The organism is Pseudomonas sp. CFBP 8771 (assembly GCF_014841695.1).
GTDB classification, from domain to species: domain Bacteria; phylum Pseudomonadota; class Gammaproteobacteria; order Pseudomonadales; family Pseudomonadaceae; genus Aquipseudomonas; species Aquipseudomonas baltica.
In genome coordinates this window covers 786,773-813,703 of sequence record NZ_JACYUJ010000001.1, presented here as the reverse complement: position 1 = coordinate 813,703, position 26,931 = coordinate 786,773, and the positions used below count along the sequence as shown (strand labels likewise).

Annotated in this window: 28 protein-coding genes and 1 tRNA gene; 13 read left to right on the top strand and 16 right to left on the bottom strand. The window is 63.2% G+C overall.

All coding sequences use genetic code 11. The annotated features are described in order from the left end of the window. Positions 1–46: 46 nt before the first annotated feature. The 3 genes from IFT80_RS03555 to IFT80_RS03545 all read left to right on the top strand — a co-directional run bounded on the left by IFT80_RS03555 (position 47) and on the right by IFT80_RS03545 (position 3,164). Positions 47–1,198 carry an aldose epimerase family protein gene (locus IFT80_RS03555; protein WP_240998721.1) on the top strand — a complete coding sequence of 384 codons (1,152 nt, stop codon included), beginning with the start codon at positions 47–49 and terminating at the stop codon, positions 1,196–1,198. Positions 1,199–1,408: 210 nt separating this feature from the next. Continuing rightward, positions 1,409–1,609 carry a hypothetical protein gene (locus tag IFT80_RS03550; RefSeq protein ID WP_192136764.1) on the top strand — a complete coding sequence of 67 codons (201 nt, stop codon included), beginning with the start codon at positions 1,409–1,411 and terminating at the stop codon, positions 1,607–1,609. A 280-nt stretch (positions 1,610–1,889) separates the two neighbouring features. Next, positions 1,890–3,164 carry an MFS transporter gene (locus tag IFT80_RS03545; protein WP_446730972.1) on the top strand — a complete coding sequence of 425 codons (1,275 nt, stop codon included), beginning with the start codon at positions 1,890–1,892 and terminating at the stop codon, positions 3,162–3,164. Here IFT80_RS03545 and IFT80_RS03540 read toward each other — a convergent pair whose 3' ends face one another. The 3 genes from IFT80_RS03540 to IFT80_RS21705 form a co-directional block, all read right to left on the bottom strand. After that, positions 3,165–3,434: a DUF1652 domain-containing protein gene (locus IFT80_RS03540; protein ID WP_122477018.1), complete on the bottom strand. Its 270-nt coding sequence runs from the start codon at positions 3,432–3,434 to the stop codon at positions 3,165–3,167. It abuts the gene before it with no gap. Positions 3,435–3,575: 141 nt separating this feature from the next. Further along, positions 3,576–3,743 (bottom strand): DUF6021 family protein, encoded by a 168-nt coding sequence (locus tag IFT80_RS03535; protein WP_192136762.1) that lies wholly within the window; start codon positions 3,741–3,743, stop codon positions 3,576–3,578. Between the two features lie 52 nt (positions 3,744–3,795). Further along, positions 3,796–3,921: a hypothetical protein gene (locus IFT80_RS21705; RefSeq protein ID WP_090358366.1), complete on the bottom strand. Its 126-nt coding sequence runs from the start codon at positions 3,919–3,921 to the stop codon at positions 3,796–3,798. A gap of 230 nt (positions 3,922–4,151) precedes the next feature. On the opposite strand from IFT80_RS21705, the gene IFT80_RS03530 reads away from it, so the two are divergent. Then, on the top strand, positions 4,152–5,438 hold the full coding sequence (locus IFT80_RS03530) for a DUF2254 domain-containing protein (protein WP_192136761.1): 1,287 nt from the start codon (positions 4,152–4,154) through the stop codon (positions 5,436–5,438). 121 nt (positions 5,439–5,559) lie between these two features. Beyond that, positions 5,560–6,093 (top strand): hypothetical protein, encoded by a 534-nt coding sequence (locus IFT80_RS03525; protein ID WP_192136760.1) that lies wholly within the window; start codon positions 5,560–5,562, stop codon positions 6,091–6,093. A 104-nt stretch (positions 6,094–6,197) separates the two neighbouring features. Here IFT80_RS03525 and IFT80_RS03520 read toward each other — a convergent pair whose 3' ends face one another. Together IFT80_RS03520 and IFT80_RS03515 are read right to left on the bottom strand one after the other, a co-directional pair. After that, on the bottom strand, positions 6,198–6,446 hold the full coding sequence (locus IFT80_RS03520; protein ID WP_122477013.1) for a CsbD family protein: 249 nt from the start codon (positions 6,444–6,446) through the stop codon (positions 6,198–6,200). Between the two features lie 158 nt (positions 6,447–6,604). Next, positions 6,605–7,279: a glycosyltransferase gene (locus tag IFT80_RS03515; RefSeq protein WP_122477011.1), complete on the bottom strand. Its 675-nt coding sequence runs from the start codon at positions 7,277–7,279 to the stop codon at positions 6,605–6,607. Between the two features lie 255 nt (positions 7,280–7,534). Here IFT80_RS03515 and IFT80_RS03510 point away from each other — a divergent pair, with 255 nt between their 5' ends. Next, on the top strand, positions 7,535–8,185 hold the full coding sequence (locus tag IFT80_RS03510) for a DUF2238 domain-containing protein (RefSeq protein WP_122477010.1): 651 nt from the start codon (positions 7,535–7,537) through the stop codon (positions 8,183–8,185). A 288-nt stretch (positions 8,186–8,473) separates the two neighbouring features. Here the strand turns inward: IFT80_RS03510 and IFT80_RS03505 are convergent. Continuing rightward, positions 8,474–8,564, bottom strand: a tRNA-Ser gene (locus tag IFT80_RS03505). 143 nt (positions 8,565–8,707) lie between these two features. Here IFT80_RS03505 and IFT80_RS03500 point away from each other — a divergent pair. Together IFT80_RS03500 and IFT80_RS03495 are read left to right on the top strand one after the other, a co-directional pair. Then, positions 8,708–9,379 (top strand): Bax inhibitor-1/YccA family protein, encoded by a 672-nt coding sequence (locus IFT80_RS03500; protein ID WP_043189407.1) that lies wholly within the window; start codon positions 8,708–8,710, stop codon positions 9,377–9,379. 179 nt (positions 9,380–9,558) lie between these two features. Then, positions 9,559–10,923, top strand: a complete 1,365-nt coding sequence (locus IFT80_RS03495; protein WP_192136759.1) for a nucleobase:cation symporter-2 family protein — start codon at positions 9,559–9,561, stop codon at positions 10,921–10,923. Positions 10,924–10,956: 33 nt separating this feature from the next. Here IFT80_RS03495 and IFT80_RS03490 read toward each other — a convergent pair whose 3' ends face one another. Both IFT80_RS03490 and IFT80_RS03485 read right to left on the bottom strand, forming a co-directional pair. Next, positions 10,957–11,907 carry a site-specific integrase gene (locus tag IFT80_RS03490; protein WP_192057140.1) on the bottom strand — a complete coding sequence of 317 codons (951 nt, stop codon included), beginning with the start codon at positions 11,905–11,907 and terminating at the stop codon, positions 10,957–10,959. A gap of 52 nt (positions 11,908–11,959) precedes the next feature. Then, on the bottom strand, positions 11,960–12,367 hold the full coding sequence (locus IFT80_RS03485; protein WP_122797708.1) for an SRPBCC family protein: 408 nt from the start codon (positions 12,365–12,367) through the stop codon (positions 11,960–11,962). 222 nt (positions 12,368–12,589) lie between these two features. On the opposite strand from IFT80_RS03485, the gene IFT80_RS03480 reads away from it, so the two are divergent. Beyond that, positions 12,590–13,789 (top strand): hypothetical protein, encoded by a 1,200-nt coding sequence (locus tag IFT80_RS03480; RefSeq protein WP_192136758.1) that lies wholly within the window; start codon positions 12,590–12,592, stop codon positions 13,787–13,789. Between the two features lie 19 nt (positions 13,790–13,808). On the opposite strand, the gene IFT80_RS03475 is transcribed toward IFT80_RS03480, so the two are convergent. Further along, the gene (locus IFT80_RS03475) at positions 13,809–14,942 is read right to left on the bottom strand and encodes a glycerate kinase (protein ID WP_192136757.1); all 1,134 of its coding nucleotides are present in this window, start codon (positions 14,940–14,942) and stop codon (positions 13,809–13,811) included. 366 nt (positions 14,943–15,308) lie between these two features. Between IFT80_RS03475 and IFT80_RS03470 the strand changes: the two genes are divergently transcribed. After that, positions 15,309–17,573 carry a heavy metal translocating P-type ATPase gene (locus IFT80_RS03470; RefSeq protein ID WP_192136756.1) on the top strand — a complete coding sequence of 755 codons (2,265 nt, stop codon included), beginning with the start codon at positions 15,309–15,311 and terminating at the stop codon, positions 17,571–17,573. Here IFT80_RS03470 and IFT80_RS03465 read toward each other — a convergent pair. From IFT80_RS03465 to IFT80_RS03455, 3 genes are all read right to left on the bottom strand, one after another. Beyond that, complete coding sequence (locus IFT80_RS03465; protein WP_192136755.1) at positions 17,568–18,536, bottom strand: XdhC family protein; 969 nt, start codon at positions 18,534–18,536, stop codon at positions 17,568–17,570. The two genes, IFT80_RS03470 and IFT80_RS03465, sit on opposite strands and share 6 nt — an antisense overlap. Before the next feature lie 134 nt (positions 18,537–18,670). Beyond that, positions 18,671–19,072, bottom strand: coding sequence for a hydroxyisourate hydrolase (gene uraH, locus IFT80_RS03460; protein ID WP_185793421.1), 402 nt, complete (start codon positions 19,070–19,072; stop codon positions 18,671–18,673). A 14-nt stretch (positions 19,073–19,086) separates the two neighbouring features. Then, complete coding sequence (locus tag IFT80_RS03455; RefSeq protein WP_192136754.1) at positions 19,087–19,554, bottom strand: heme-binding protein; 468 nt, start codon at positions 19,552–19,554, stop codon at positions 19,087–19,089. A gap of 134 nt (positions 19,555–19,688) precedes the next feature. Between IFT80_RS03455 and IFT80_RS03450 the strand changes: the two genes are divergently transcribed. From IFT80_RS03450 to IFT80_RS03440, 3 genes are all read left to right on the top strand, one after another. Next, entirely contained in the window at positions 19,689–20,363 is a 675-nt protein-coding gene (locus IFT80_RS03450; RefSeq protein WP_122476993.1) for a heavy metal response regulator transcription factor, read from the top strand. Continuing rightward, positions 20,356–21,747, top strand: coding sequence for a heavy metal sensor histidine kinase (locus tag IFT80_RS03445; protein ID WP_122476991.1), 1,392 nt, complete (start codon positions 20,356–20,358; stop codon positions 21,745–21,747). Before IFT80_RS03450 ends, IFT80_RS03445 begins: the two co-directional genes overlap by 8 nt. Before the next feature lie 128 nt (positions 21,748–21,875). After that, complete coding sequence (locus tag IFT80_RS03440) at positions 21,876–22,406, top strand: Dps family protein (protein ID WP_122476990.1); 531 nt, start codon at positions 21,876–21,878, stop codon at positions 22,404–22,406. Positions 22,407–22,453: 47 nt separating this feature from the next. Here IFT80_RS03440 and IFT80_RS03435 read toward each other — a convergent pair whose 3' ends face one another. From IFT80_RS03435 to IFT80_RS03420, 4 genes are all read right to left on the bottom strand, one after another. Next, complete coding sequence (locus IFT80_RS03435) at positions 22,454–22,930, bottom strand: copper chaperone PCu(A)C (protein ID WP_192136753.1); 477 nt, start codon at positions 22,928–22,930, stop codon at positions 22,454–22,456. Further along, positions 22,930–23,535 carry an SCO family protein gene (locus tag IFT80_RS03430; RefSeq protein WP_122476986.1) on the bottom strand — a complete coding sequence of 202 codons (606 nt, stop codon included), beginning with the start codon at positions 23,533–23,535 and terminating at the stop codon, positions 22,930–22,932. The genes IFT80_RS03435 and IFT80_RS03430 overlap by 1 nt, the downstream gene beginning before the upstream one ends. Positions 23,536–23,876: 341 nt before the next feature. Beyond that, positions 23,877–24,785 (bottom strand): glutaminase B, encoded by a 909-nt coding sequence (glsB, locus tag IFT80_RS03425; protein WP_122476984.1) that lies wholly within the window; start codon positions 24,783–24,785, stop codon positions 23,877–23,879. A 216-nt stretch (positions 24,786–25,001) separates the two neighbouring features. Continuing rightward, entirely contained in the window at positions 25,002–26,813 is a 1,812-nt protein-coding gene (locus tag IFT80_RS03420; RefSeq protein ID WP_192136752.1) for an ABC transporter ATP-binding protein, read from the bottom strand. Between the last annotated feature and the right edge of the window lie 118 nt (positions 26,814–26,931).

Here is a 26,931-nt window from a genome sequence, read left to right as displayed (position 1 = left end):
CCCCGGGATCCAGCCATTTCCTATAAAAAACTACGGAACGCCTTACATGCCTATTTATCAAAAACTGCTCAGCGCCATTGGATTGACCCTCATGACTGCTTCCATCTCTGCCCATGCGGCAGGCTTGACTTCGACCCGCGAAAGCTTCGGCGCGCTGCCCGATGGCACGCCGCTGGAAAAGATCACCCTGAGCAACAGCCACGGTATGAAAGCCAGCATCATCACCTACGGCGCGACCTTGCAGGCGCTGCAAGTGCCGGACAAGAAAGGCGAGGTTGCGGATGTGGTACTGGGCTTCGATGACATTCAGGGCTACCAGGCCAATCCCACCGTGTATTTCGGCGCCACTATCGGCCGCTTCGGCAACCGCCTGGCCGGGGGCAAGTTCAACCTGGACGGGCAGACCTATTCGGTACCGCTCAATGACAAGAGCAATGCCCTGCACGGCGGCACCCGAGGGTTCGACAAACACGTCTGGGCCGTAGAGGCCACGCAGGATGCCGACCAGGTCGCGGCCACCTTCACCTATCGCTCACCCGATGGCGAGATGGGCTTTCCCGGGACCCTGGCGACCCAGGTCACCTACAGCCTGAACGAACGCAACGAACTGCGCGTGCAGTACAAGGCCACCACCGACAAACCCACCGTGCTCAACCTGACCAACCACAGCTATTTCAATCTGGCCGGTGCCGGCAGTGGCGATGTGTTGAAGCAGGTGGCCACCTTGCATGCGAGCCGCTACACGCCGGTGACGGCGAAGTTGATCCCGACCGGCGAGTTGGCACCGGTGAAAGGCACGCCGATGGATTTCCTCGCGCCTACCGCGATTGGCAAGCACATCGGTGCCAAGCATGAGCAGCTGGCGTTCGCCGAGCCGAAACAAGGCGGCTTCGATTTCAATTGGGTGCTCGACAGCGCAGGCGACTTGAAACGCGAGGCCGCCAAGGTGACCGACCCGGTCTCGGGGCGCACCTTGACGCTCTACACCACCGAGCCGGGCGTGCAGTTCTATACCAGCAACTTCCTCGACGGCACCGTTCGCGGCAAGGGTGGCAAGGTGTATCCGCACTGGGGCGCCTTCACCCTGGAAACCCAGCACTTCCCCGATGCCCCCAACCAGCCCACGTTCGCCAGCACCCGCCTCGATCCCGGCCAGACCTACACCCACACCACGGTGTTTGCCTTCTCGGCGCAGTGATTCGGCCTGACCCACCCCAGCGCCTGTTTCGCGGCCACGGACCGCTCCTACGTGAGGTGGACAGCGCCTGTAGGAGCGGTCATCGGCCGCGAAAGGCTGACTGCGATGTGCCTGACCGACCGCAGCGCCCGTTTCGCGGCCACGGACCGCTCCTACGTGAGGTGGACAGCGCCTGTAGGAGCGGTCATCGGCCGCGAAAGGCTGACTGTGATGTCCCTGACCGACCGCAGCGCCCGTTTAGCGGCCACGGACCGCTCCTACGTGAGGTGGACAGCGCCTGTAGGAGCGGTCATCGGCCGCGAAAGGCTGATTGCGATGTGCCTGACCGACCGCAGCGCCCGTTTCGCGGCCACGGACCGCTCCTACGAATATCGGGCATGGATCGTGGGTAAAAAAAAGCCACCGCACTGACGTGAGGTGGCTGAAAATCTAACCAAAGAGAGTTGAAGCAGAGCACTGGGCCAGTCGCTATGCGGGGAAGAATCAGCGCCTGGCCTCGTATTCAATCTTCGAAATCAAAGATACCAGCCGAACCGAGGCGCCACTATTGCGTTCGTCAATAGTCATTATCGACACATGAAACGTGCCGCAGGCACTCAACGGTGCGCAAGCGGATGCGCACCTGACACTTGATCACGTACACTCGGTCTTCGTTAACATCTTGATACGTATGCGCTGATCGCGTGACCCATTGACTGGCACAAGAACGTCGACCTTGAAACGCAACTCCACCGCCATCTTCTCCCAGCCCGGCTTCCGTGCCTTCCTCATGGTACGTCTCGCGGCCATGTTCGCCATGCAGATCCAGGCCATCGTTGTCGCCTGGCACATGTACGACATGACCCGCCATCCACTGACACTGGCCTACGTCGGCCTGGCGCAGTTCATCCCCATGGTGCTGTTGCTGCTGCCGGCCGGGGATCTGCTGGATCGCTTCGACCGGCGGCGCATCCTGCAGATCAGCTGGAGTGTGTCGGTGCTCTCCTCCGCCGCGCTGCTGTGGCTGGCCCTGAGTGAAACCGTCGACACCTGGCCCTACTACGTCGCATTGTTCGTGTTCGGCTGTACCCGAGCGTTCACCGGGCCCGCCGTGCAAAGCCTGCTGCCGCAGATCGTTGCGCGCGAGCACCTGGCCCAGGCCATCGCCACCAACAGCATGATCATGAAAGTGGCGGTAATTGCCGGTCCCCTGCTGGGCGGGCTGCTGTATGCCGCCATCGGTGGCTGGACGTTCGGCATCTGCCTGCTGGGCTTCGCCCTGGGTGTGCTGCTGCTGCAGTGGGTACCCAGCGTGCGCATCGTGCGGCCGGTGGATGATCAGACCACAGCAGTGAGTCGCTTCACCGCTGGCATCCGCTTCATCACCTCGCGGCCGATCATCCTCGGTGCGATATCGCTGGACCTGTTCGCGGTGCTGCTCGGTGGCGTGGTCGCCCTGTTGCCGATCTATGCTGCGGAAATTCTCCATGTCGGCCCCGCCGGGCTGGGCCTGCTGCGCAGCGCCATCGCACTGGGTGAACTGGGCATGGGTTTCTACCTGAGCATCCGTCCGCTCAACGCGCGGATGGGCCAGCGCATGTTCCTCGCGGTGGCCGTGTTCGGCGTGGCCAACCTGGTGTTCGCTTTGTCCACGTGGTTCTGGGTGTCGTGCGCGGCGCTGTTCGTCGCTGGGGCAGCAGACATGATCAGCGTGTACATCCGCTCTTCGCTGATCCAGTTCGCCACGCCCGACGATATGCGTGGACGGGTCAGCGCGGTGAACATGTTATTCATCGGCTCTTCGAACGAACTGGGCGAATTCCGTGCGGGGGTCAGCGCGACGGCGCTGGGCACGGTGCCAGCAGCGTTGTTTGGCGCTGTCAGTACGTTGGTGATCGTCGCCTTGTGGACACGGCTGTTCAGACCGCTGTGGACCATCGAGAACAACGAGCAGGCCTTGCCCGAGCGCCAGAACACACCAGCCTGATCACGACCGGCTAGCGCCGCGCGGGGCATGGCGGCAGAACCACTCCTGGTTGCCCTTGAGCTCGGCACGCAGCTGCGCCACCAGTTCGGCAATCGCCCGACTGCTGGACAACGGCTGGGTATCGACACCTACCATCAGCAGGTCGACCTGACCACTGGCCGGGTCGGACACCTCGACCGTCATAGTGCCCCCCGGATTCAACGTGCAGTGGCACTTGAGGGGCGCGAAGCTGGCTTCGACGATGCGGCGCATTTCAGTGGTGGGAATCATCTAGAGCTTCTCCTGGCGATGTCATGGCTGGAGACGTGTCGCAGCGTGGGTGCACGGCCGCTCGGCAGCGGCGGCGCGCTCACACTTTCAGCGTATTGCGGCAGGCAGGCTCCGAGGGCTGCCTGCACAAGGCTACCAGACTCAGTCCTGGGTGCCATAGGGCGGATATTTATCTGCGTCACCGGTTTTTTCGGACGTGTCGTCTTCGGGCTTCTTGGCGGGCCCGATCGGATCGACCTGCGGGTCGGCAAGGTCGGGAGAGTCCGGGTCGAACCCCAGGTCGTTGTCGGGCTTGGTCTCGTTGCTCATAAATTCTCCGGTCTTGAATGGGGGCCATCGGCGCGATAGCGCTGCTCCAGCATCAGGCGACGCCTGGCGGGATGCCGTCCTTGTTGAAATCCTTCAGCCGTTCCTTTTCTTCCGGGGTGGAATGGGCGGGCGTCTGGTCCTCGGTGTCCTCGGCGGGCGGTTGCTTGTCATCGGCCATGATCGGTTCCTTTCAATGAGGGGCTCTACACTGTGAGCCTGCAGACCGATCCGGGGTTCCGTGCAATCGACCAGGCCGCTGTCGTCATGGCCGATACATCGCGTCGCTCCTTTCGCGGCCGATGACCGCTCTTGCGGTGGCATGAAACTTTCGTCAGCTCCAGGCACTCAATGTGCAGCCGCGCCAGCATGGCTGCTGGCGGTCCGACTGACAATCCCGAGGAATACACGATGATCGCTCGCTGGCGCTGGGCTCTGGGTCAGATGACCAAACGCTTGTGGTTCCGCGCAAGCCTGTTCTCCCTGACGGGCATCGCCACGGCACTGGTCGCCATCGTCTTCAAGGACTTCGTACCCGCCGACCTGCCGACGCGGATCGGCGCCGACTCGGTCGACAAGATCCTGGCCATCATCGCCTCGAGCATGCTCGCGGTGACTACCTTTTCGCTCAGCACCATGGTCAGTGCCTACAGCGCTGCCAGCAGCGGCGTGACGCCCCGTGCCACATCGTTGGTGATGGAGGACACCACCACGCAGAACGCCTTGGCAACCTTCATCGGTTCGTTCCTGTTCAGCCTGGTCGGGATCATTGCCCTGAGCACCGGCGCCTACGGCGCTCAAGGGCGAGTGGTGCTGTTCGCGGTGACCATCGTCATGATCATCCTGATCGTCTATACGCTGCTGCGTTGGATCGACCACCTGTCCAAGCTGGGCCGGGTCGGCGAAACCATCGACCGGGTCGAAGCCGCAGCGCTGCAATCCCTGGAAAACCGCGCGCGCTGGCCGTACATGGGCGCGGCGCCCTACCCGCTCGATCTGATGACTCCGCCAACGGCAGCCACCGTGCGCAGCGAGGACACCGGCTACGTGCAGCACATCGATGTCGCCGCCCTTGGCGTGCTGGCCGAGAAGCACGCGCTGCAGATCTACCTGAGCGTACTGCCAGGCGCGTTCCTTCACCTCGGCGCAGACCTGGCCTGGTATACCGCGGACAGCGACGGCCAGGCGCAGGCCCAGGCAGACCTCGCCGCGGAGATCCGCGCGGCTGTCACGATCGGCCTGCGCCGTACCTTCGAACAGGACCCACGTTTCGGCATTTCGGTTCTCGCGGAGATCGCTTCGCGCGCCCTGTCGCCGGCCACCAACGACTCGGGCACGGTGATCGACGTGATTGGCCGCGGAGTCAGGTGCTTCACCGCCTGGCATGTACACAGCACTACCGATTCGACATCCCGCGAGATCGATCCACACTGCCGCCGAGTGCACGTTCGCGGCTTGCAGGTGGCCGATCTGTTCGACGACTTCTTCACCTTCGTGGCGCGCGACGGCGCCGGGCTGCTGGAAGTCGACATTCGCATGATCAAGGCGCTGATCAGCCTGAACGAGATCAGCCCGCAAACCTTCGCCGCCCAGTGCCGGCTGCACGCGACTCGACTGCTGAAACGCGCCGACAGCGCGCTTACCCTGGATGAAGACAAGCAGCGGCTGCGTGAATTGGCCAAACCGCTGCTGGGCTGAATGCCGAGCACCGGCGCCCGAAGCGTCCACTGGGGCGATGGCGCTGAACTTGTGCAGCTGTCGGCGGGCCTGAGTTGACACCTGCACTTGCAGGCAATCACTGCTCAAACGGAAAACGATGATGAACATAGCCTGCCTGGCCTGGGGATCGCTGGTATGGAAGCCGGGGGCTTTACCGGCCTGCAGCCCGTGGCACACCGACGGCCCTGCATTACCCGTCGAGCTTTGCAGGGTCGGCGATGGCGGCGAGCTGGCCACGGCGATCTGCCTGAATGCACCTGCTGTGCCATCTCTCTGGGCCTTGCTGGACACCACCTCGCTCGACGACGCCTGCCAGGCACTGCGCGAACGTGAACAGATACCCCATTCGCGCGATGATGGCATCGGCAGTTTCATCTGCAGCGACCGGTCCACCGGGGTCCTTGCCCAATGGGCTCGTGAGCGAGAACTGGATGCAGTCATCTGGACCGCTTTGCCGCCGCGATTCGCGGGTATAGAGGCACGGATACCCACCATCGACGATGTTCTCGACTATCTGCAAAACTTGACGGGTGAAGTGCGAATACATGCGCGGGAATACATTGAACAACTGCCGCAGCAACTAGAAACGCCTTACAGAGACGTCATTCGTCGTTCGCTGGGTTGGGGGGGTTGAAGCGTTAGAGGGAGTGCGGGGGGGGGTTGCTGCACTTCCCTACCGTTCAATTGGCTGAAGGCCAGGAATCGAACGGTTGGGAAGACACTTTAAGCGCAGCAGAATCAGCGACGCAGGAAACGGCTTACCAGTACGAAAATGGCAGCGCCAATGGCCAACGAGGCACCTGGCTTTTCCTTGACGAAGGCAGACACATTGTTCAGCGCGTCGCCGTAGGTCTTGGTCAGTTGGCCAGCCGCTTCACGACCTGCGCCTTCTGCCTGCAGGGAATGGTCACCGACCAGTTTGCCCACTACACCTTGAGCCTTGCCGGCGATCTTTTCTGCTACGCCTTCGATTTGTTCGCTTTTCATGTTGAGCCTCACTTTGATCATCGTTTTAGTGACAGTACTTGAAGTATGTAAGCCGGAAGCTACGTACTTGCTGCCTGAACTTAGGGCGTTGCCGGTTGGAAATAGTTCCGATCTTATTTTCAGTGTTCATGTTGGCAAATTCGGACGCTCGGGCACGCTCAACCAACTGCTTCCAGCGGAGCACCGATCGACAGCGAGCGCAGGTAGTCGCCGAAGCCTTCACGGCAGCGACAATCCAGCCGGGCGCTGGTCGTCACGCAGTTGATCGAAGTCCAGGTGATCGACGCCCCGACCTCTTTCAGGTCGGCCACCAGGTGCACGTCCTCGTGGGCCTTGAGCGGCTTGAACCCGCCAACCCGGCGGTAGGCCTGGGCACTGACGCCCATGTTGGCGCCGTGGACATGCTTGTGACCTTCCACCGGGGTATACAGGGCGTCGTAACGGCTGCGAACTTCCTCGGCATGCAACGACCAGTCATCCACGCGCACCGTGCCGCAAACCGCGTCGGTGCGAAAGCGCAGCTGATCGACCAGCCAGGTGGGCGGCACGAGGGTATCGGCATCGGTGAACGCCAACCAGCGGGCGCCTTGATCCAACAACAGTTGAGCACCCGCGGCGCGCGTACGACCGACGTTGCAGTGCGCCACGGCCACGCTCTGTACGGGGTAGCGGTTGACCACTTGCTGGGTACCGTCGGAACATTCGTCCAGCACGATAACCACCTTGACCTCTTCGCCCGACAGTCCAGGATGCTCACCGGCAATCAGTAACGACTCGATGCATTGAGCGACCACTGCTTCTTCATTATGAGCTGGGACAATGATTCCGATCATGGACGATACCTGTCGAGGAGATGCCGGCATCCGGCGGCTGTAAGTCTCTTGACCTATCTATCGCGCGTTGGTTGCAGATAGATACGACGGGTGGTAGTTCGGCAAATGTTCATTCCAATTTGCAATTCACTTTCTCCCCTCCAGAGGCCCGACGACCCGGACCGGGCTGTCGATCAGCCAGCGCTGCAAGCCTGAACGAATTAATGTAGGGCATGGTGATCAACTGCAGCAGAGGACTTGGCGAGGAGCGTGACAATGGCAACTCGAAGGACAAGCATAGGCTACTGGCACTGGGTGTTGCTGCTGGCGGTGATCGCCTCGGGCTGGCAGCCGCTGGACCGCCAGACCTGGCTGATCGAAAACATTCTGGTGCTGGTGGGCGCCGTGGCCGTGTGGTTCACCCGTGACCATTTCCAGTGGAGCCGACGCGCGTGGGTGATGGTGATCATCTTTCTATGCCTGCATCAGGTGGGCACGCACTTCACCTACCCCCAGGTTCCCTACAACGAAGCGTTGTACCTGATCAGCGGGGTGGACGTGAATGCAGCGCTGGGCTGGGAGCGCAATCAATATGATCGTTTCGTGCACCTGGCCTACGGCCTGCTGCTCAGCCTGCCCTTGCGGGAAATCGTCAGTGAGAAATGCCAGCTCAAGGGTGCGTGGGCATCATTGATCGCCTGGTCGCTGGTGCTGTCGACCTCGATGCTCTATGAACTGATGGAGTGGGCAGGCGCCGCGTACGTGGGCGGTGGCGACTCGGCCTTCGTCGGTGCCCAGGGCGATTTCTGGGATGCCCAGAAAGACATGGCCGTAGCGGCGGCTGCCTCGCTGGTGGTGCTGACCTGCCGCGGCCACGCGCTGCGCGCCGGGGTTTCGGCGCTGCGCGGGCGATTGACACCGCACTGAAACGCCCAGCGGCTCAATGCATCGATACCTCAATGCATCAATACATAGCCAAGCATCTGTTTCGCCAGGCGCCACGGCTGCCAAACCGAAAGGTGATCGAAGATCCTCCCGGAATTTCCCATCACCCCCATGACCGTCACGTAGACGACGCCTTTCCTGATCAACCTCGATATCTTTTTCTTGCTGTAACGCAACAATCAGGACACCTGCACAAGTGGGTTTCGCGACATGGCACTTCTGCAACGGCGAAAACGAAAAAGCCCCGCCAATGCGGGGCTTTTCGATGTTTGGCGGGAAACCAGGGATTCGAACCCTGGGAACGCTATTAACGTTCGCCGGTTTTCAAGACCGGTGCATTCAACCACTCTGCCAATTTCCCGAATGTCTTGCTGGTTGCTTTGCGGGCGCCATAATACCGGAATGAAACACGCTGTCAAACTCTGGATAGAGCGGCTAGGCAAGGGTCTGATATGATCTTTGCATCTGAACGTTTCAGACGTGTTCAATCAAAGGAGTCTCGCCATGCGCGAACAGGATTATGCAGTTAATCAAGGCTCGCAGGTGCAGCAGCTAGAAGTTAGCCGCGTCCTGCGCAACACCTACGGCTTGCTGGCACTCACCCTGGCTTTCAGTGGCGTGATGGCCTACGTCGCGCAGCAGATGCGCGTCGGCTACCCGAACATCTTCGTCGTGCTGATCGGCTTCTACGGGCTGTTCTTCCTGACCAACAAGCTGCGTGATTCGGCCTGGGGCCTGGTGTCCACCTTCGCCCTGACCGGCTTCATGGGCTTCCTGCTCGGCCCGATCCTCAACCGTTACCTGGGCATGCAGGGCGGCGCCGAAGTGGTCAGCTCGGCCTTCGCCATGACGGCGCTGGTGTTCGGCGGCCTGTCGGCCTATGTGCTCATCACTCGCAAGGACATGAGCTTCCTGGGCGGCTTCATTACCGCAGGCTTCTTCGTGCTGCTGGGCGCGGTGCTGGCGAGCTTCTTCTTCCAGATCGCCGGTCTGCAGTTGGCGATCAGCGCCGGTTTCGTGCTGTTCTCGTCGGTGTGCATCCTGTTCCAGACCAGCGCGATCATCCATGGTGGCGAACGCAACTACATCATGGCGACCATCAGCCTGTACGTGTCGATCTACAACCTGTTCGTGAGCCTGCTGCAGCTGTTCGGCATCATGGGTCGCGACGACTGATTCACCGTTGCCCTGTCGAAGCCCGCCTCGTGCGGGCTTTTTCTTGCCCCTGGTTCGAACATCCTCAGCAAAAACCGGTTTGCCCCATGGGCGCCGCGCCGTAGAATCGCGCTCCTTTCGATTGAGCCATCGCGCTCTTTTTGCCGGAGCCTTCGCGCTCTTTCTCAGGAGCCCTTGCCATGAGCACCCCACAGCCACCCAGCGACGAATTGATCCTGGGCCTGGAAGACCGCCCTCGCCCACTGCTGGGCATGCTTGCCGCGCTGCAGCACCTGCTTGCGATCATCGTACCGATCGTCACGCCTGGCCTGCTGATCTGCCAGGCACTGGGCGTCAGCGCCCGTGACACCAACATGATCGTTTCCATGTCGCTGGTCATTTCAGGCATCGCTACCTTCGTTCAATGCCGACGCATCGGCCCGTTCGGCGCGGGCCTCTTGATCGTGCAGGGCACCAGTTTCAACTTCGTCGGCCCGCTGATTGCCGGGGGTGCGCTGATGGTGCAACAGGGCACACCGGTGGAAGCTGTGATGGCGGCGATCTTCGGCGTGGTCATCGCAGGGTCGTTCGTGGAAATCGGCATTTCGCGAATCCTGCCCTTCGTCAAACGGCTGATCACGCCGCTGGTCACCGGTATCGTCGTACTGATGATCGGCCTGACCCTGATCAAGGTCGGTCTGATCAGCATGGGTGGCGGCTTCGGCGCCATGGCCAATGGCACGTTCGCCAACGGCGAAAACCTCACGCTCTCCGGCCTGGTACTGGCGATCATCGTGGTGCTCAATCGGATTCCGGTGACCTGGATGCGCAGCGCCGCCATCGTCATCGCTCTGGCCATGGGCTACGCGCTGGCCGGTTACCTGGGCCGACTGGATTTCACCGGCATGCACCAGGCCGCGGTATTTCAGGTGCCCGTACCGCTGCACTTCGGCCTCGGTTTCTCCTGGGCGTTGTTCATTCCAATGCTGGTGATCTACCTGGTGACGTCCCTGGAAGCGATCGGTGACGTGACGGCGACCAGCAAGGTGTCGCGCCAGCCCGTAGAGGGCCCGCTGTGGATGCAGCGCATCAAGGGCGGCGTGCTGGTCAACGGTACCAACTCGCTGCTGGCCGGTGTCTTCAATACCTTCCCCAGCTCCATCTTCGCGCAGAACAACGGGGTCATTCAGCTCACCGGCATCGCCAGCCGCCACATCGGCGTATGGATCGCCGGGATGCTGGTTCTGCTCGGGCTGTTCCCGACGGTTGCCGGGGTGATCCAGGCGGTGCCCGAACCGGTACTGGGTGGAGCTGCCATGGTGATGTTCGGCGCGGTGGCCGCATCGGGCATCAATATCCTTGCCAGCGTCGACCTTGATCGTCGGGCGCTGCTGATCATCGCCGTATCGCTCGCCCTCGGCCTGGGTGTGGCTCAGGTGCCGGAGTTCCTCGCGCACATGCCTGGCGCATTGCGCAATGTGCTGGAGTCGGGTGTAGCCACTGGCGGTATCTGCGCGCTGCTGCTGAACTGGTTTTTGCCAGCCGGCCCAGTGGCTCGTCACTGAGCTGGCCCGAGCTTGCGACAAGGGCCTGCAGGCTCAAAGATCGAAGCGGTCCACGGCGCGGCGACGCTCGTTGTCGTCGCGCATGTCGTAGGCCGCAGTGGTCTGGATATTGGTGTGGTGCGCCAGCTTCTGGGCAATCGAAAGGTCGTGCTCTTCGATCACTCGGGTGATGAACGAACGGCGGAAATCATGGGGCATGATCTTCACGCCGACCTGGGTGCCGCGTTGTCGGGCGATGTAGTAGATGGCGTGCTTGGTGATACGCTCGCGGGTGATGTGCGCGCCGCGGCGGATGCGATTGAAAAGAAAGTCGTCATCGGCCTGGCCTGCGGGAAGCTGGCTGCGGCGAAACGCCAGCCAGGTTTGCAGATGGGCAAAAGCCCAGCCCGGCGCGTACTTGATCAACTCCTTGTTGCCCTTGCCGGTCACGCGCAGGCTGCGCTCGCTGAAGTCGACCTGGGCCAGGTCGAGGTTGACCGACTCCGACTTGCGCATGCCAGAGCCATACAGGATGGCGATGACGGCGGCGTCGCGCAGGCCCTGCGGCCGCGGATCGTTGGCGCAGACCTCCATCAGGTCGCGGATCAGGCTGCGCTTGAGGTTGCGGCCGTTGCCCAGGCGGGTGCCCTGCATGGGCTTGACCGAGCGAATCTTCAGCAGGTGATCCTGGTCGATCAGGCTCAGCCGCCACGCCTCGTTCATGACCCCGCGCACGGCGTTGACGTAAAGCGAGGTGGTATTGGGGGCGTAGCCATCTTCGCGCAGGGCGGCCACCAGCGAGGTAACGTGCCCGGGTTCGAGACGGTGCCAGGGCACCTCGCGAATGTCGACGTCCTCGAAGCCCAGCCGGTCCGCGGCATCCTGCAATACGTATTGCATGGTCGTGCGGCTGGACGGCATCAGCCGCGCGAGATATTGCAACAGAGGGTTCTGCAGATCAGACAAACCGGGGGATCCTTGAGTGCCAGGGTAGACGCCCGCCATTCTAGCATCCGCGTCGGTGCCTGACCCGTCCGCCCTTACCTGGCCGGTTCGATCAGAAGTTACCGCGCAGCGCCTGCAGGCCACCTTGATAGACACCGTCGAAAATTTCCACCGCCTCGGCATCACTCATGCCGACCGGGTTGAAGCGACCGCCCCACTCCACTCGGCTGTTGCCGGCGTCCACCTCGATGACCTTGAGCGTCGCCAGGTAATCGCTCACCGGAAAGGGACCTTCGATGATGGAATAGCTGTAGGTGCGCGCGGCGTTGTCGTAAGTCTCAAGACGCTCGATGATGACGGTACCGTCCACCGTGGTCAGGTGGCGCAGCCGGCCGTTTTCCTGGGCTTCGCTGTGCTGGATCATGGGCAGCCAGTCGGCCAGGGAGTTGAACCCGGCCACCAGATTCCAGACCTGATCGGCCGATGCCGGAATGTCGATGCTCGCTTGCGTGCTTGCCATGTCATGGCTCCTGTCGGTGGGCTGAGGCTACAACGGTAGCGGTCGTTCGAGTGCGCGGCAAGCCGTTAGTGCATTCGTTCATGCGGCCGATGCAGCTGGGGCGATCATGCCCTGGCAGTGGGCGCGGGCGCGGCACCAGCAATGGATACATGCTGCGCAAACGTTGTCCCATGGAGGCCAGCCCGGCCTGGATCCGTTCATTGAAGGGGCGTTTGCAGCGTCATGAGAATCATCGAAAAGACCGGCGCGCCAGTCCGCGCCCTGACCCCTGCCGAACAGCAGTTGGTGACCGAATTCGTCGAAGGCCGCAGTGAAGGCCCGAAGCTCCTGCAGGCCAACCAGTGGCTGATGAAGGTCCGCACCCAGGGCCAGTGGCTGGCGTGCGATTGCCGGCCCGGTACGCTGCCGGTGATGAACGTGACGCTCAACAGCAGTACCGGCACGCTGTTTTTGAAGAACAACCCCGGCACGGCCGAGCATGCCGAGGGTTGCCCCTTCATACATGACGAGCGTGACAGTACGCCTGGGCGCGAGGATGAAGGGCCACTGCCGGCCGCCTGGTTGCCCCCCGATGTGCCGCTGAAGCTGATTGGCGATTTCCGCGCCCCGGCCATGCCCGGCACGCCTGGCACCGCCGTGGTGGCAAGTCCGCGACGGGAGCAGCACCGGTTGCTCTCGCTGCTGCTGACGTTCATCGAAGCCTCTGGGCTCAATGTGTACGCCACGCACCTGAAGAAGGATCTGACCCGCCAGTTCGCCGACCTGCGCGAAGTGGCCACACGCTACCCGCTGATCGACAGGGTGCCGGCGAGCAATTATCTGGAAACCCGCATCGACATGAAGCACATGATGATGCTCAAGGCACGCCTGAAGGATTCCACCGCCTTCATTGGGCAGCGCCGCTATGGGCTGCTGCTCGACTGCGTGTCCGACGTAGTCGGGCGCAAGGTGATGACCGAGCGCAGCACCGCCGGCTTCGACTTCCAGGGCCATCATCTGTTGTGGGGTGGCGCGCGCAGCAGTGGGCCGCTGCTGGCCCTGGCCCTGTATTCACCGGCAACCGCCGGCAGCCAATTCTATGAAATGGTGCATGTGGCGACGGTGCCGGTGCTGACCCGCGGGCATCTGTTCCCGGTGTTCCGCGACGAGGAACGCGAGGCGTTGAAGATGCTGGTGTCGCTGATCGACTGGATGGCCAGCAAAGGCGTCAAGGTCTTGATGCGCCGACCGGTGATCGGCGCCATGGTGATGGACGAACTGGTGCTCAGCTCGGACCTGGACCGGGTCCTCTCGGTTTCGCTGATGAAAGAGCCGCTGGGTCCGGAGCCCAGTTCCGAAACCTTCAAGCGCCTGGCCGACTTCAAGAGCCTGGAGACCTTCCGCAAGTACGTGGCGGGCTTCTTCATGCGCGAGCGCGATTGACCCACGGCGCACTTGCGTCCTAACCGCGCAGCTGCCAAAGCAGGGCGATGTCGCGGGCGCGATCGCTGAGCAGCGCACTGGCTTCGGCGCACGCCTGCTCCAGGGTCATCGGACCGGACGCAATGGAGAACGCGGCATCGATGCCATGGGCGTACAGGTCCTGGTAGCCTTCGCCCAGCGTGCCGGCCAGCACCACCACCGGGACACCCGCAGCGCGCGCAACGCGGGCCACGCCGAAGGGCGTCTTGCCGCGCAGGGTCTGGGCATCGAAGCGCCCTTCGCCGGTGATCACCAGGTCGGCGCCGATGACGGCATCGGCCAGGCCCACCAGTTGCGCTACCACTTCGACCCCTGGGCGGAACGAGGCACCGAGAAAGGCCTTGGCCGCGAAGCCCATGCCCCCTGCTGCGCCGCAACCAGGCGCGTCACGGCAGTCCTGGCCCAGCACCGCTACGCAGTGATCGGCGAAGTGGTCCAAAGCCTTGTCCAGCGCCAGCACCTGTTCGTGTGTAGCGCCCTTCTGCGGGCCGAAAATGTGCGAGGCGCCGTGGGGACCGCACAGCGGGTTGTCGACGTCTGCGGCGACTTCGAACTGCACATCGGCCAGACGTGGGTCGAGGCCGCTGGCGTCGACCTTGGCTACTTGTGCCAGCGCCAGGCCGCCACGGGGCAATTCACTGCCCTGAGAATCGGTCAGGCGCAGACCGAGCGCGCAGAGCATGCCAGTGCCGGCATCATTGGTGGCACTGCCGCCGATGGCGAGGATGATGCGTCGTGCACCGGCCTCCACGGCTGCTGCGATCAATTGGCCAGTGCCATAGGTGCTGCTGTTGCAGGCATCGCGTTGCTGGCGCTGGAGCAGTTGCAGCCCGCTGGCTTCGGCCATTTCGATGACGGCGGTGCGCTCGTCGGGCAGCCAGCCCCAATGGGCCTGGGTAGGCTCGCCCAGGGGGCCTTCGACAGTGAGGCTGCGCAGCTCGCCCTGGCAAGCCGCCATGATGGCTTGCATGGTGCCTTCGCCGCCATCGGCCATCGGCCGCTCGACGAGCTGCGCGTCGGGCAGGGCCTGGCGCAGGCCCCGGGCGATGGCTGAAGCAACGTCGGCGGCGCTCAGGCTGTCTTTGAATGAGTCAGGGGCGATGACGATCTTCATGGCAGTTCTCCAGTTCTTGTGCGCCCATGCTGCCATTTTCACCACCTCCGCGCGACTGCCGTCATTGGCAGGAGCGGTCATCGGCCGGGAGATGCTCTGCGCGGAGTGCCTGATGCACCGCGGTGCCCTTTTCGCGGCCACGGACCGCTCCTACAGGATCGGCAAATGCCCTCTTCGCTGCCACAGACTGCTCCTACATGGGTCGTAGGAGCGGTCATCGGCCGCGAAGGGCCTGGCGCGGTGTGCCTGGTGGAACGCGGTGTGGCCTTCGCGGGCAGAGCCCGCTCCCACATGGGAGTGCGGGCTTGACCTTCCCATGGTGGCAAGGGTCACAGTCCAGGCATGGGACGGAAGGAGGAAAACGTCATGGCAGCAAACGAAGGTGTCGTCGAGCTGGGTATCCACGGCATGACCTGCGCGTCGTGCGTGGGTCGGGTCGAGCGCACCCTGCTCAAGGTGCCAGGTGTGACGGCAGCGGCGGTCAACCTGGCCACCGAGCGCGCTCGCGTGGAAGGCCGCGGCGTGGACGCCCAGGCCCTGATCGCCGCCGTCGACAAGGCCGGCTACAGCGCCAGGCCGCTTGAGCACACTCCAGACGCCATGGCCCAGGCCAATCAGGAAAGCCAGCAAGACGCCGCGCGCCTGCGGCGCGACCTGGGTTGGTCGGTGACGCTCTCGCTGCCCGTGGTGATAGTGGAAATGGGTGCGCACCTGATACCGGGCTTCCACGCCTGGATCCAACTGCACCTGAGCCAGCAGGATAACTGGCTGCTGCAATTCGCCCTGACCACGTTGGTGCTGATCACCTGTGCCAGGCGCTTCTACCTCAAAGGCACCGTGGCGATGCTGCGCGGCGCGCCAGACATGAATTCGCTGGTGGCGGTGGGCACCCTCGCCGCCTACGGTTTTTCCCTGGTGTCCACGTTCGCCCCGCAGCTGCTACCCAGCGCTACGGCCACCGTGTATTACGAAGCGGTGTGCGTGATCATCTGCCTGATCCTGCTGGGCCGCACGCTCGAAGCACGCGCCAGGGGCCGCACGTCCCAAGCCATCAAGCGCCTGCTCAGGCTCCAGCCACAGACTGCCTATGTGCAACGCCAGGCGGGCTTGATCGAAATCCCGCTGGAGCAGCTGATACAGGGCGACGTGGTGCAGGTTCGCCCCGGCGAGCGGATTGCCGTGGACGGCACGGTGCTCGCCGGCGACAGCTTCGTCGACGAGTCGATGCTCACCGGCGAGCCCATGCCGGTGCGCAAGCAGCCCGGCGACCAAGTGGTCGGCGGCACCCTCAACCAGAACGGCACGTTGCAGCTTCGAGCCACCGCCTTGGGCAGCGCCAGCATGCTGGCGCGGATCGTCGCCATGGTCGAACGGGCCCAAGGCAGCAAGTTGCCGATCCAGGCGCTGGTGGACCGGGTGACATTGTGGTTCGTGCCGGTGGTCATGGCACTGGCACTGGCCACGTTCATCGGTTGGTACTGGCTTGGCCCGACGCCAGCCCTGGGCATGGCCCTGGTGCACGCGGTGGCCGTGCTGATCATCGCCTGTCCGTGTGCGATGGGCTTGGCGACGCCCACCTCGATCATGGTCGGCACCGGCCGTGGCGCCGAGTTGGGCATTCTGTTGCGCAAGGGCGAAGCATTGCAGCAACTGAGCCGCGCGCGAGTCGTGGCACTGGACAAGACCGGCACGCTCACCGAAGGCCAACCGCGCCTGACCGACCTGCAGCTGCTGCCCAACTTCACCCGCGAGCAGCTATTGCCTTTGCTCGCAGCCGTGGAAGCGTTGTCCGAACACCCGTTGGCACGGGCCATTGTGACAGCGGCGCAGGACGCTCGGCTCGACTGGCCCGAGGCCCGGGATTTTCAGGCGCACACCGGCCATGGCGTGCGCGCACGGGTCGGCGCGCAGGACGTGGCCATCGGTGCAGAACGCTACATGACGCAACTCGGCGTGGACACGAGCCCGTTCGCCAGCGCTGCACAGACGCTGGCCGAACAGGGCAAGAGCCCCTTGTATGCGGCGGTCGACGGCCAACTGGCGGCGATGATCGCCGTGGCAGATCCGCTCAAGTCGACTACCCCGGCGGCTATCCAGACCTTGCACCGGCTCGGCCTGAAAGTGGCGATGATATCCGGGGATGATCGCCGAACCGCCCAGGCCATCGCCACCCAGTTGGGTATCGATCATGTGGTGGCGCAGGTTCTGCCAGAAGGCAAGGTGGCCGCCGTCCAGGCGTTGCAGCGCGAGTATGGCCTCACGGTCTACGTGGGTGACGGCATCAACGATGCACCGGCGCTGGCCCAGGCCGACGTCGGCATTGCAGTGGGCAGTGGCACGGACATCGCCATCGAAGCCGCGGATGTGGTGCTGATGTCGGACAACCTCGGCGCGGTGGCCACGGCCATCGCCTTGTCTACGGCAACCCTGAACAACATCCGCCAGAACCTGTTCTGGGCCTTCGCCTACAACGCGGCCCTGATTCCAGTAGCCGCGGGGCTGCTGTACCCGGTCAGCGGGCTGACCCTGTCGCCGCAGGTCGCGGCGGGAGCCATGGCACTTTCATCGCTGTTCGTACTGGCCAACGCCCTGCGGCTCAAGGGCTTTCAGGCACCTGCCAGGCGATCATAGACGCTGCCGGTCGATTCCGTTGGCCACGCGCAGGATATCCGCCATGACGGCCAAGGCTATCTCGGCGGGCGTCTTGCTGCCCAGGTTCAGGCCGATCGGTGCGTGGATACGCTGCTGGGTGGTCGCGTCCAGCCCACCGATGCGCTCGAGACGCTCGAAGCGCTTTTCGCTGGTGCGCATCGAGCCCATTGCACCGATATAGAAAGCCGGTGTGCGCACCGCCTCGAGCAGGGTCAGGTCATCGAGTCGAGGGTCGTGGGTCAACGCCACCACGGCGGTCGCCGAATGACAGCCGCCCTCGGCGATGAACACCGCAGGCAAGACTTCGTGCACGTGCACGCCGGGCAGGTCGAAACGAGCCAGCACTTCGGGACGCGGCTCGCAGAGGATCACTTCATAGCCAAGGGTCAGGGCGAACCCCGCGCAGAATTCGGCGACCGGCGACAGGCCGGCGAGGATCAGGCGCTGTACCGCGCCGATGCGAATGCAGATTTCTTCGTCGCTGACCCGCACCCGTGCATCGCCCATGTGCCCTGCACGAATGCTGCGCCGATCGCTGCCAGGCACCACCTGCCGCGCCAACAGTTGGCCGCCGGCGAAAGCCTGTTCGATGTGCGCCAGATGCTCCAGCGTGGCTGCATCCGGCGCGAGGTATTCGACCAACACGTCGAGAACGCCGCCGCAAGGCAGCGCCATGGTCGGCGCCAGGCCGCCGTCGCCGTAGCGCACGACCTGATTGATTGGTGTGAAATAACCGGCAGCGACACGCTCCAGAAAGTCGTCTTCCACACAACCACCGGACAGCGATCCGCAATGTTCGCCATTGTCCAGTGCGACCAGCATCGCCCCCGGCCCGCGTGGGGCCGAACCGTAGGTCGACAATACCGTGCACAGCCATACGCCCCGGCCCTGGCCGAGCCAGGTCCGGGCCTGCTGTATGACCTGCAGATCAAGCTGCTTCATCTATTGATACCCGCCATCATCCTGCGCAATGTGCCGGCGCCCTGCCCTGCGACGCCCGCTCTGGTGCAACAGACCGCACGTACAGGGCAATAGTTTTCCGCAGACCGTGAAAGGATGACGGCAGGGGCTTGCGACTAGGACCCGCGATAGGTGCTGAAGCCGTAGGGGCTGAGCAGCAAGGGAATGTGATAGTGCTGCTCGGTGTTCTTCACCTCGAAAATCACCGGGATTTCCGGGAAGAAGGTTTCATGCCCGACCTTGCGGTAGTAGTCGCCGGTCTTGAACACCACCCGGTATTCACCCGGCGCAAAAGTGCGCTGTTCCGGGTAGAGGCCGGCGATCCGGCCTTGCTCGTTGGTCACACCCTGCCCCAACGGTTGCCACTGGTTACCCGAATGCTGCTCCAGGGTCACTTCGATACCGGCCGAAGGCACACCCGTTTCCAGGTTTAGTACGTGCACGCTCAGGGGGTTGGCGGCCATCGCGAGGCTGGACAGGGAGGCCAGGCTGGCGGCCAGGATAATTTTCTTCAACATGGTGTATTACTCCTTCAAGAATGAATGGCCAGACCGACGGATTCGGTGGCCTTGACTGCGCAGGCTTCGTCCTGCTCGGCGCCGCCGGCACCGGCGATGCCGATCGCACCGACCAACTGCTTGCCTTCGTAGACCGGCACGCCGCCGCCCAGCAGCAGCAATTGCCCCAGCGAGGTCAGATTGCCGGCCTCGGGGTTGTTGCGGGCACGCTCGGCGAACAGCCGCGTCGGCGTCTTGGTCGACAGCGCGGTGTACGCTTTCAACCGCGCGGCCTCGGTGTTGTGCGGGCCAACGCCGTCGCCGCGTTGCTGGACGATGACGTTGCCGCCACGGTCCAGCACCGCCACGGCGGCCACGCACCCGCTGCCACTGGCCAGCCGCTGCGCGGTTGCCAGGTCCAGGTCAGGGTGCTGGGCCAGGGCAGCGTGGGCCTGGGTGGTGAGCAGACAAGCCAGGGTGAATGTCATGCAAAGGGCTTTCATCGAGCATCTCCGTGATCAGTGGCTGGCACCTTAGCAATCCGGTCACGACAGAACCCCGTCGCAGCGATTACAACTTTGTAATAGGCAATCGGCCGCCGGGGGCCTAGCCTATGCGCGGGTACAGGAGCTGAACGATGCGTGTGTTGCTGGTTGAAGACGAAGCGAAAACGGCGAATTTTCTCGCCAAGGGCCTGGGTGAGTCCGGCTTTGCCGTGGACGTGGCGCTCAATGGGCTGGATGGGCGCTACCTCATTGAGCAGCAGCCCTATGACCTGGTGATCCTGGACGTCATGCTGCCCGGCCTGAACGGCTGGCAGTTGCTCAAGCTGATTCGTCAGCAAGGCGCGACACCGGTGTTGTTCCTGACCGCCAAGGACGCCATCGAAGACCGTGTGCGTGGGCTGGAGCTGGGCGCCGACGACTATCTGGTGAAGCCGTTCGCCTTCGCCGAACTGCTGGCACGCGTGCGAACGCTGCTGCGCCGGGGCGCGGTGCGCGAGGTCGAGCATTATCAGGTGGCAGACCTGGAGGTGGACGTACTGCGCCGCCGGGTCAGCCGCGGTGGACAGCGCATCAACCTGACCAACAAGGAATTCGCCCTGCTGCACATGCTGATCGGCCGGCCCGGCGAGGCGCTGTCGCGCACGCTGATCGCCTCTCAGGTGTGGAACCTGAATTTCGACAGCGACACCAACATGGTGGAAGTGGCGGTCCGACGCTTGCGGGCCAAAGTCGACGACCCGTTCATGCCCAAGCTGATTCACACCGTGCGCGGCGTGGGCTACCGGCTGGAGCACCTGGATGAGTGAACGCCGCCACTCCCTGGCCTGGCGCCTGGCGCTGGCCGTGGCGGTGGTCTGCTCACTGGTGATGAGCGTGGTCGCGGTGTTTCTCTACCGTTCGCTGGCGGCCGAGATCGCCTACCGCGACGACATCGCGCTGCTCGGACGGCTCGAGCAGGTGCGTACCCTGCTGCACGACAGCGACAGCCTGGGCGCACTGCAGCAGCGTCCGCAGCTGTATCAGAACATGCTCGGCAATCAGGAAAGCGTGCTGCGCGTGCGTCGCGCCGATGGCAGTGTGGTGTTCGAGATCAACCCCCACGGCGAAACCTTGGGCGATCCACCACGCATCGGCCTGGCTCGGCGGCCGAGCCGGGCCGACATTCGCCTGGACCACGGCGCCTCGTTGCTGGCCGGCGACGCTGTCGGCCCGGCCGGCGAAGCCTTGACGGTGATGGTCGGCAAACGCCTGCACGAGCGCGAGGCGATCCTGGCCAGCTACCGACTGCGCCTGTACCTGGCAGTGGCTGCCGGGGCGCTGCTGGCCTGGGTCATCGGCCTGTTGCTGGTGCGTCGTGCCCTGACGCCGTTGCGCGAAATGGCCGACGCGCTGGCGTTGATCGATCTGCGCAATCTGCACCGGCGACTGGCCGATACCGCCGCGCCGGTGGAGCTGCAGGCACCGATCCAGGCGCTCAACGGCATGCTGGTGCGGCTCGAACAGGGCTTCGAACGGCTGTCGCAGTTCTCCGCAGACCTCGCCCATGAAATCCGCACGCCGCTGCATAACCTGTTGGGCAGCACCGGCCAGGCACTCAACCAGCCTCGTAGCGTGGACGAATACCGGGAACTGCTCGGCTCTAACATCGAAGAGTACGAGCGGCTGAACCGCATGGTGGAAAACCTGCTGTTTCTGGCACGTGCCGACCACGGGCAGCGGCCGGTGCACTTGCAGGCCATTGACCTCACCCACCTGGGCGAAGAGCTCTGTGATTATTTCCAGCTGCTCGCCGACGAGCGTGGTGCCGCTCTGCAGCACGCGCTGCACGGCACCCTGCAGACCGACCTGCAATTGCTGCAGCGGGCTCTGGGCAACCTGCTCGCCAACGCGGTCCGCCATGCCCGCCCCGGCACCACGGTGCTGCTCAGCCGCCACGACGAGGCTGGGTTCGTTGGTCTGACGGTGCGTAACGAAGGCGACACCATTGCACCCGAGCATCTGGCGCGATTGTTCGATCGTTTTTTCCGCGTCGACCCGTCGCGCACGGAACCGGGAGACTCGGGTGGCCTGGGCCTGGCAATCGTGCAGTCGATCATGGTTCTGGTGGGCGGCAGCGTCAGTGTCCACAGCGCTGAAGGCGTGACCAGCTTCACTTTGAGTTTTCCCGATAAAGGCGCTTTGGAGTCGTGAAACGCAGGGTCATAGCGACACTTCATCGGCTGGATAGAAAATATCTCTGAGCAATACCGGTTTGCCTGCGGTCGATTTCCATAGTGGTTACAGACCCAATCCCGCAAACCCGTACCAGGAGATTTCAAATGGCCGTTGCCAATGTGAAACAGGAACTCAAGACCGTGTCGTCCGTGAAGGCCAAGGCCGAGAAAGGCGAAGGCGCCAGCTTGCAGAACCAGGCCCAGGTCGGTCAGGAACTGGCAGTATTGCTGTCTGACGTGTTCGCGCTGTACATCAAGACCAAGAACTACCACTGGCACATGAAAGGTTCGCACTTCCGCGACTATCATTTGCTGCTGGAAGAGCAAGCGACCCAGATCTACGCCATCACCGATGTGATTGCCGAGCGCGCCCGCAAGATCGGCGAGCCGACCGTACGTTCGCTGGAGCAGATGGTGCAACTCAAGCGCCTGGCCAGCAGCGAAGTGGCTGACCTGTCGCCAGAAGACATGCTGACCGAACTGCATGACGACAACCAGTCGCTGGCTGCCTACATGCGTACCACCCACGGCGTCACCGACGAAGCCAACGACCTGTCCACTACCAGCCTGCTGGAAGAGTGGATCGACCAGGCCGAAGAACGCGCCTGGTTCCTGGGTCAGACCGTCGGCAAATAATGCCTGTGGTGGGTGTTTGACGCTGGCATCAGCCCCGCGTCATTGCATCAGTGAGCATGAGCGTGGTCGGGGGCATTCAGTGCCCTGGCCACGGCTTCGACTTCCACAGTTTCCTCCTCCCCCTGTGCGTTCTTGATCTTCAAGGTCAATGGCACTGCGTCGCCCTCCTTCACCTGCGTTATCAAACCCATCAGCATCACGTGATAGCCATTGGCATCGAATACCACGGGCTCGCCCGCAGGCAGGCTGACTTCGTCGACCGGGAGCATGCTCATGACGTCGCCGTTCATGGTCGACTGGTGGATTTGCGTGTCTTTGGCGACGGGTGACTGGACGCTGATCAGGGTGCTGTCGGAGTCCGCTGTGAGGGTCATGAACGCACCTGTAGCGGGTTGCCCTGGCACAGTGGCGCGCGCCCAGGCATCTTCGATCGTGGTCTGGGCCATGGCGTAGCCGGTCAGGCTCAGGGCTGCCAGGAGCGTGGCGAATTGGCGGACGGTGTTCTTCTTGGCAACGGGTTTCATCAGCAGACTTCCATTACGGTGAGCAGATCCTCGGCGCACTCTTGTGCGGTGAGGGAATGGGACAACCCCAGGCGCAGCACGCCGCGGGAGTCGAAGACGTAACTGGTCGAGGTATGGGAGATGGTGTAGGTGTCGCCGATCGGGACCTTTTCGTAGAACACCTTGAACTCCTTGGCGACATCGGCGGTTTGTTCCAGAGTGCCGCGCAAGGCCACGAAGGTGGGGTCGAAAAGCTTGACGTAGGCGTCGAGCACTTCGGGGGTGTCGCGCTCGGGGTCCAGGGTTATGAAGATCACCTGCAGGCGGTCGCCGTCACGGCCCATCAGCTTCTTGGCCTGGACCGCCCGCGCAAGCGTGGTCGGGCAGACGGCCGGGCACTGGGTGAAGCCGAAGAAGACCATGGGCATCATGCCGCGGAAGCTGGACAGGGTCTTCTCGTTGCCTTGCGGATCCTTCAGCCGGAACGTGCGGCCGAGGATCTCGTTGCTCAGGTCTTTGCCGTGCTTGAACGACAGCTTGTTGCTGTCGCCACATCCGGCCAGCGCGCCGAGACCGAGGATGCCCATGCCGGCGAGTACTCGACGGCGGGTCGGAAAATCGTTCATGCCATTGTGCCCTCTGGAGAGGGCCGCAGTTTAAAGGCCAACGCCACACTTGGGCACCGCAACCTGTCACATTTTGTTTAATCGCGGCCGATGATCGCTCCTATGGATGTACCGAGATTCCACGTAGGAGCGGTCCGTGGCCGCGAAAAGGGCAGCGCGGTCATTCAGGCATACCGCGTCGCGCACTTCGCGGCCGATGACCGCTCCTACGGAGGTGCCGGGATTCTACGTAGGAGCGGTCCATGGCCGCGAATGGGGCGCTACGGTCGGTCAGGCGCACGGCATCGCGCCCTTCGCGGCCGGTGACCGCTCCTACGGAGGTAACGTGACTCGCCGCACTTCTAGAATACCGACCAGCCGATCCGTTCGCTGAGCAGCTCGAGGGCCGCCATGCCGGCCAGGGAATTTCCGGCAGGATTGAGCTCCGGCGACCAGACGCAGACGGTGAACTGCCCCGGTACCACTGCGACGATGCCGCCACCCACGCCGCTCTTGCCAGGCAAGCCGACGCGGTAGGCAAAGTTGCCGGCCTCGTCATACAAACCGCTGGTGGCCATGATCGAGTTGACCTGCTGGGTTTGGCGCCGACTCAACACCTGCTCGCCACTGTGCTTGCAGTAGCCATCATTGGCCAGGAAGCAGAACGCGCGAGCCAGGTCGACGCAGTCCATGCGCAGTGCGCAGTGGCTGAAATAGCTGCGCAGCACGGCCTCGACATCGTTGTGAAAATTGTCGAACGACTTCATCAGGTAGGCCATGGCAGCGTTGCGCGCGCGGTGCTGGTACTCCGACTCCGCCACCCGACCGTCGACGATCACCTGGGGGTTGCCCGACAGTCGTCTGGCCAGGTCACGCATGGACAGCGCCGGTGCGGCGAAACGCGACTGGTTGATATCGCAGATCACCAGCGCACCGGCATTGATGAACGGGTTACGCGGCCGACCGCGCTCGAACTCCAGCTGCACCAGGGAATTGAAGGGTTGTCCGGAGGGCTCGTGGCCCAGGCGCTGCCAGATGTCTTCGCCCGAGTGGCCAATCGCCTGGACCAGACTGAACACCTTGGAGATGCTCTGAATGGAAAACGGCGTGTGCGCATCGCCTGCGCTGAACACCTCGCCGTCGTTGCCGTAGACGGCAATGCCCAGCTGCGCGGCAGGCACATCGGCCAGTGCCGGGATGTAATCGGCAACCTTGCCTTGCCCTATCAGGGGGCGGACGGCATCCAGTATCTCAACCAAAAGCGCTTGCATCGGGCTACTCGCATCATGGGATCAAGCCATAGACGGCCGCTCTCGCCTACGAATCACAGCCCCCTGTGGGAGCGGGCTCTGCCCGCGAAGAATGGCACGCGGTGAACCGGTAAAACCGCAGCGCACCTTTCGCGGCCACAGACCGCTCCTACAAGGGATTGCGCTTCCCCTGTAGGAGCGGTCATCGGCCGCGATGGGCGTTATGCGGTAGGCCTGTCAGCGATAACCCCGCGCCTGCAGGTCGAACAGTTGCGCGTAGCGTCCGCGCTGGGCCATCAATTGTTCATGATCGCCGCGCTCCAGCACCCTGCCCTGTTCCAGCACCACGATATGATCGGCGTTGCGCACGCTTGAAAAGCGATGGGAAATCAGCAGCGTCATGCGGCCCTGGGCGTACTCGCGAAAATGCTCGAACACTGCCGCTTCCGCGCTGGCATCCAGCGCTGCGGTGGGCTCATCGAGTATCAGGATGTCGGCATCGCGGCGCATGTAGGCGCGGGACAGGGCCAACTTCTGCCATTGCCCGCCGGACAGCTCCTGGCCGCCCGCGAACCAGCGTCCCAACTGCGTGGCATAGCCGTGCTCCAGACCTTCGATGAACGGCTCGGCCGTGCCCTGCACCGCTGCCTCGCGCCAGCGCTGCGTGTCGTCGAACGCGCGCGTATCACCGACCCCCAGGTTTTCCCCGACACTGAACTGATAGCGGATGAAATCCTGGAAAATCACGCCGATACGCTGACGCAGCGCGTCTTCCTGCCATTCCTGCAGGTCGCTGCCGTCGAGCAGGATGCGCCCCTGGTCCGGACGGTACAGACGCGTCAGCAGCTTAATCAAGGTGGTCTTGCCCGACCCGTTTTCGCCCACCAGCGCCAGGCTCTTGCCAGGTACCAGGTGCAGGTCGATGCCTTGCAACGTCGCGCGGCTCGCGCTGGGATAGCTGAAACCCAGCCCTTCGCAGCGCAGGCCATCGCCGGGCTTTACGCCCTGGGTGATATCGCCTTGCGCAGGCTGCACCGGGTAGGCCAGGTAGTCATACAGGTCAGCCAGGTAGAGGCCGTCCTCATACAAGCCGCCGATCGCCGTGAGGCTGCTGCTCACCGCACTCTGGCCCTGCTTGAACAACACCAGGTACATGGTCATCTGGCCCAGGGTGATATGGCCGTTCACCGTATCGATGACGATCCAAGCGTAGGCCAGGTAGAACGCCGCCGTACCCAGTAGCCCCAGCACGAAGCCCCAGCCGTCACGGCGCAAGGTCAGCCGGCGGTCTTCGCTATACAGTTTGGTGAAGGTGTCGCGGTAGCGCTGCAGCAACAACGGCGCAAAACCGAACAGTTTCACCTCCTTGATATAGCCTTCGTGGGAAAGCAACGTTTCGATGTAGTTCTGCCGACGCGTCTCCGGTGCGCGACGACTGAACAGGCGGAAGGCATCCCCGGAAAAATGCGCTTCGGCAAAGAACACCGGCAACGCGCCGACCACCAGAATCGCCAATGCCCAGGGGGAAAAATGCACCAGCAAGACGCCGAAGCTGACCAGCGAGATCAGATTCTGCACCAGCCCCAGCGACTTGCTCACCAACGCCAGCGGTCGCGTGGACGCTTCGCGGCGCACCCGTACCAGTTTGTCGTAGAACTCCGAATCCTCGAATTGCATCAGCGACAGGGTCTGGGCTTTCTCCAGAATCAGCGTATTGACCTTCTGCCCCAGTTGCACCCGCAGCAGCGCCTGCTGCACGGACAGGCCGCGCTGCGCCGCGGCCAGCAATGCCAGCACGCCGGCTTCCATCAGCACGTAGCGCAGCACTGGCCACAGGGGCGCCGCACCGGTTTGCTGGTGCATCTGCATGGCCGCCACCACCGCATCGACGATGCGCTGGCCCAGCCAGGCGGCCAGTGCCGGCAGGATGCCCGCAGCCAGCGTGGCCAGCACCAACCCCAGCAACAGGCCGGGCGAGGTCGCCCACACCAACTGCAGGGCGCGCCGGGCCTGGCCCAGAAAAGTCTTGAGGCGGGAGAAGGCAGGCATCGACGAAAGCATTCCTTGAACGAGATAAATGGCCGCGGCCATGACACAATTTAGGTTCCAGCCCAAAGTCGACAACTGCGTGGCGGACTTATTCCAGGCACCCATGGTCATTTAACGG

Coding starts and splice junctions, on each gene's coding strand:
- IFT80_RS03555 (WP_240998721.1), top strand. CDS start 47: ATGCCTATTTATCAAAAACTGCTCAGCGCCATTGGATTGACCCTCATG.
- IFT80_RS03550 (WP_192136764.1), top strand. CDS start 1,409: ATGTCCCTGACCGACCGCAGCGCCCGTTTAGCGGCCACGGACCGCTCC.
- IFT80_RS03540 (WP_122477018.1), bottom strand. CDS start 3,434: ATGATTCCCACCACTGAAATGCGCCGCATCGTCGAAGCCAGCTTCGCG.
- IFT80_RS03535 (WP_192136762.1), bottom strand. CDS start 3,743: ATGAGCAACGAGACCAAGCCCGACAACGACCTGGGGTTCGACCCGGAC.
- IFT80_RS21705 (WP_090358366.1), bottom strand. CDS start 3,921: ATGGCCGATGACAAGCAACCGCCCGCCGAGGACACCGAGGACCAGACG.
- IFT80_RS03530 (WP_192136761.1), top strand. CDS start 4,152: ATGATCGCTCGCTGGCGCTGGGCTCTGGGTCAGATGACCAAACGCTTG.
- IFT80_RS03525 (WP_192136760.1), top strand. CDS start 5,560: ATGAACATAGCCTGCCTGGCCTGGGGATCGCTGGTATGGAAGCCGGGG.
- IFT80_RS03520 (WP_122477013.1), bottom strand. CDS start 6,446: ATGAAAAGCGAACAAATCGAAGGCGTAGCAGAAAAGATCGCCGGCAAG.
- IFT80_RS03515 (WP_122477011.1), bottom strand. CDS start 7,279: ATGATCGGAATCATTGTCCCAGCTCATAATGAAGAAGCAGTGGTCGCT.
- IFT80_RS03510 (WP_122477010.1), top strand. CDS start 7,535: ATGGCAACTCGAAGGACAAGCATAGGCTACTGGCACTGGGTGTTGCTG.
- IFT80_RS03500 (WP_043189407.1), top strand. CDS start 8,708: ATGCGCGAACAGGATTATGCAGTTAATCAAGGCTCGCAGGTGCAGCAG.
- IFT80_RS03495 (WP_192136759.1), top strand. CDS start 9,559: ATGAGCACCCCACAGCCACCCAGCGACGAATTGATCCTGGGCCTGGAA.
- IFT80_RS03490 (WP_192057140.1), bottom strand. CDS start 11,907: ATGGCGGGCGTCTACCCTGGCACTCAAGGATCCCCCGGTTTGTCTGAT.
- IFT80_RS03485 (WP_122797708.1), bottom strand. CDS start 12,367: ATGGCAAGCACGCAAGCGAGCATCGACATTCCGGCATCGGCCGATCAG.
- IFT80_RS03480 (WP_192136758.1), top strand. CDS start 12,590: ATGAGAATCATCGAAAAGACCGGCGCGCCAGTCCGCGCCCTGACCCCT.
- IFT80_RS03475 (WP_192136757.1), bottom strand. CDS start 14,942: ATGAAGATCGTCATCGCCCCTGACTCATTCAAAGACAGCCTGAGCGCC.
- IFT80_RS03470 (WP_192136756.1), top strand. CDS start 15,309: ATGGCAGCAAACGAAGGTGTCGTCGAGCTGGGTATCCACGGCATGACC.
- IFT80_RS03465 (WP_192136755.1), bottom strand. CDS start 18,536: ATGAAGCAGCTTGATCTGCAGGTCATACAGCAGGCCCGGACCTGGCTC.
- uraH (WP_185793421.1), bottom strand. CDS start 19,072: ATGTTGAAGAAAATTATCCTGGCCGCCAGCCTGGCCTCCCTGTCCAGC.
- IFT80_RS03455 (WP_192136754.1), bottom strand. CDS start 19,554: ATGAAAGCCCTTTGCATGACATTCACCCTGGCTTGTCTGCTCACCACC.
- IFT80_RS03450 (WP_122476993.1), top strand. CDS start 19,689: ATGCGTGTGTTGCTGGTTGAAGACGAAGCGAAAACGGCGAATTTTCTC.
- IFT80_RS03445 (WP_122476991.1), top strand. CDS start 20,356: ATGAGTGAACGCCGCCACTCCCTGGCCTGGCGCCTGGCGCTGGCCGTG.
- IFT80_RS03440 (WP_122476990.1), top strand. CDS start 21,876: ATGGCCGTTGCCAATGTGAAACAGGAACTCAAGACCGTGTCGTCCGTG.
- IFT80_RS03435 (WP_192136753.1), bottom strand. CDS start 22,930: ATGAAACCCGTTGCCAAGAAGAACACCGTCCGCCAATTCGCCACGCTC.
- IFT80_RS03430 (WP_122476986.1), bottom strand. CDS start 23,535: ATGAACGATTTTCCGACCCGCCGTCGAGTACTCGCCGGCATGGGCATC.
- glsB (WP_122476984.1), bottom strand. CDS start 24,785: ATGCAAGCGCTTTTGGTTGAGATACTGGATGCCGTCCGCCCCCTGATA.
- IFT80_RS03420 (WP_192136752.1), bottom strand. CDS start 26,813: ATGCCTGCCTTCTCCCGCCTCAAGACTTTTCTGGGCCAGGCCCGGCGC.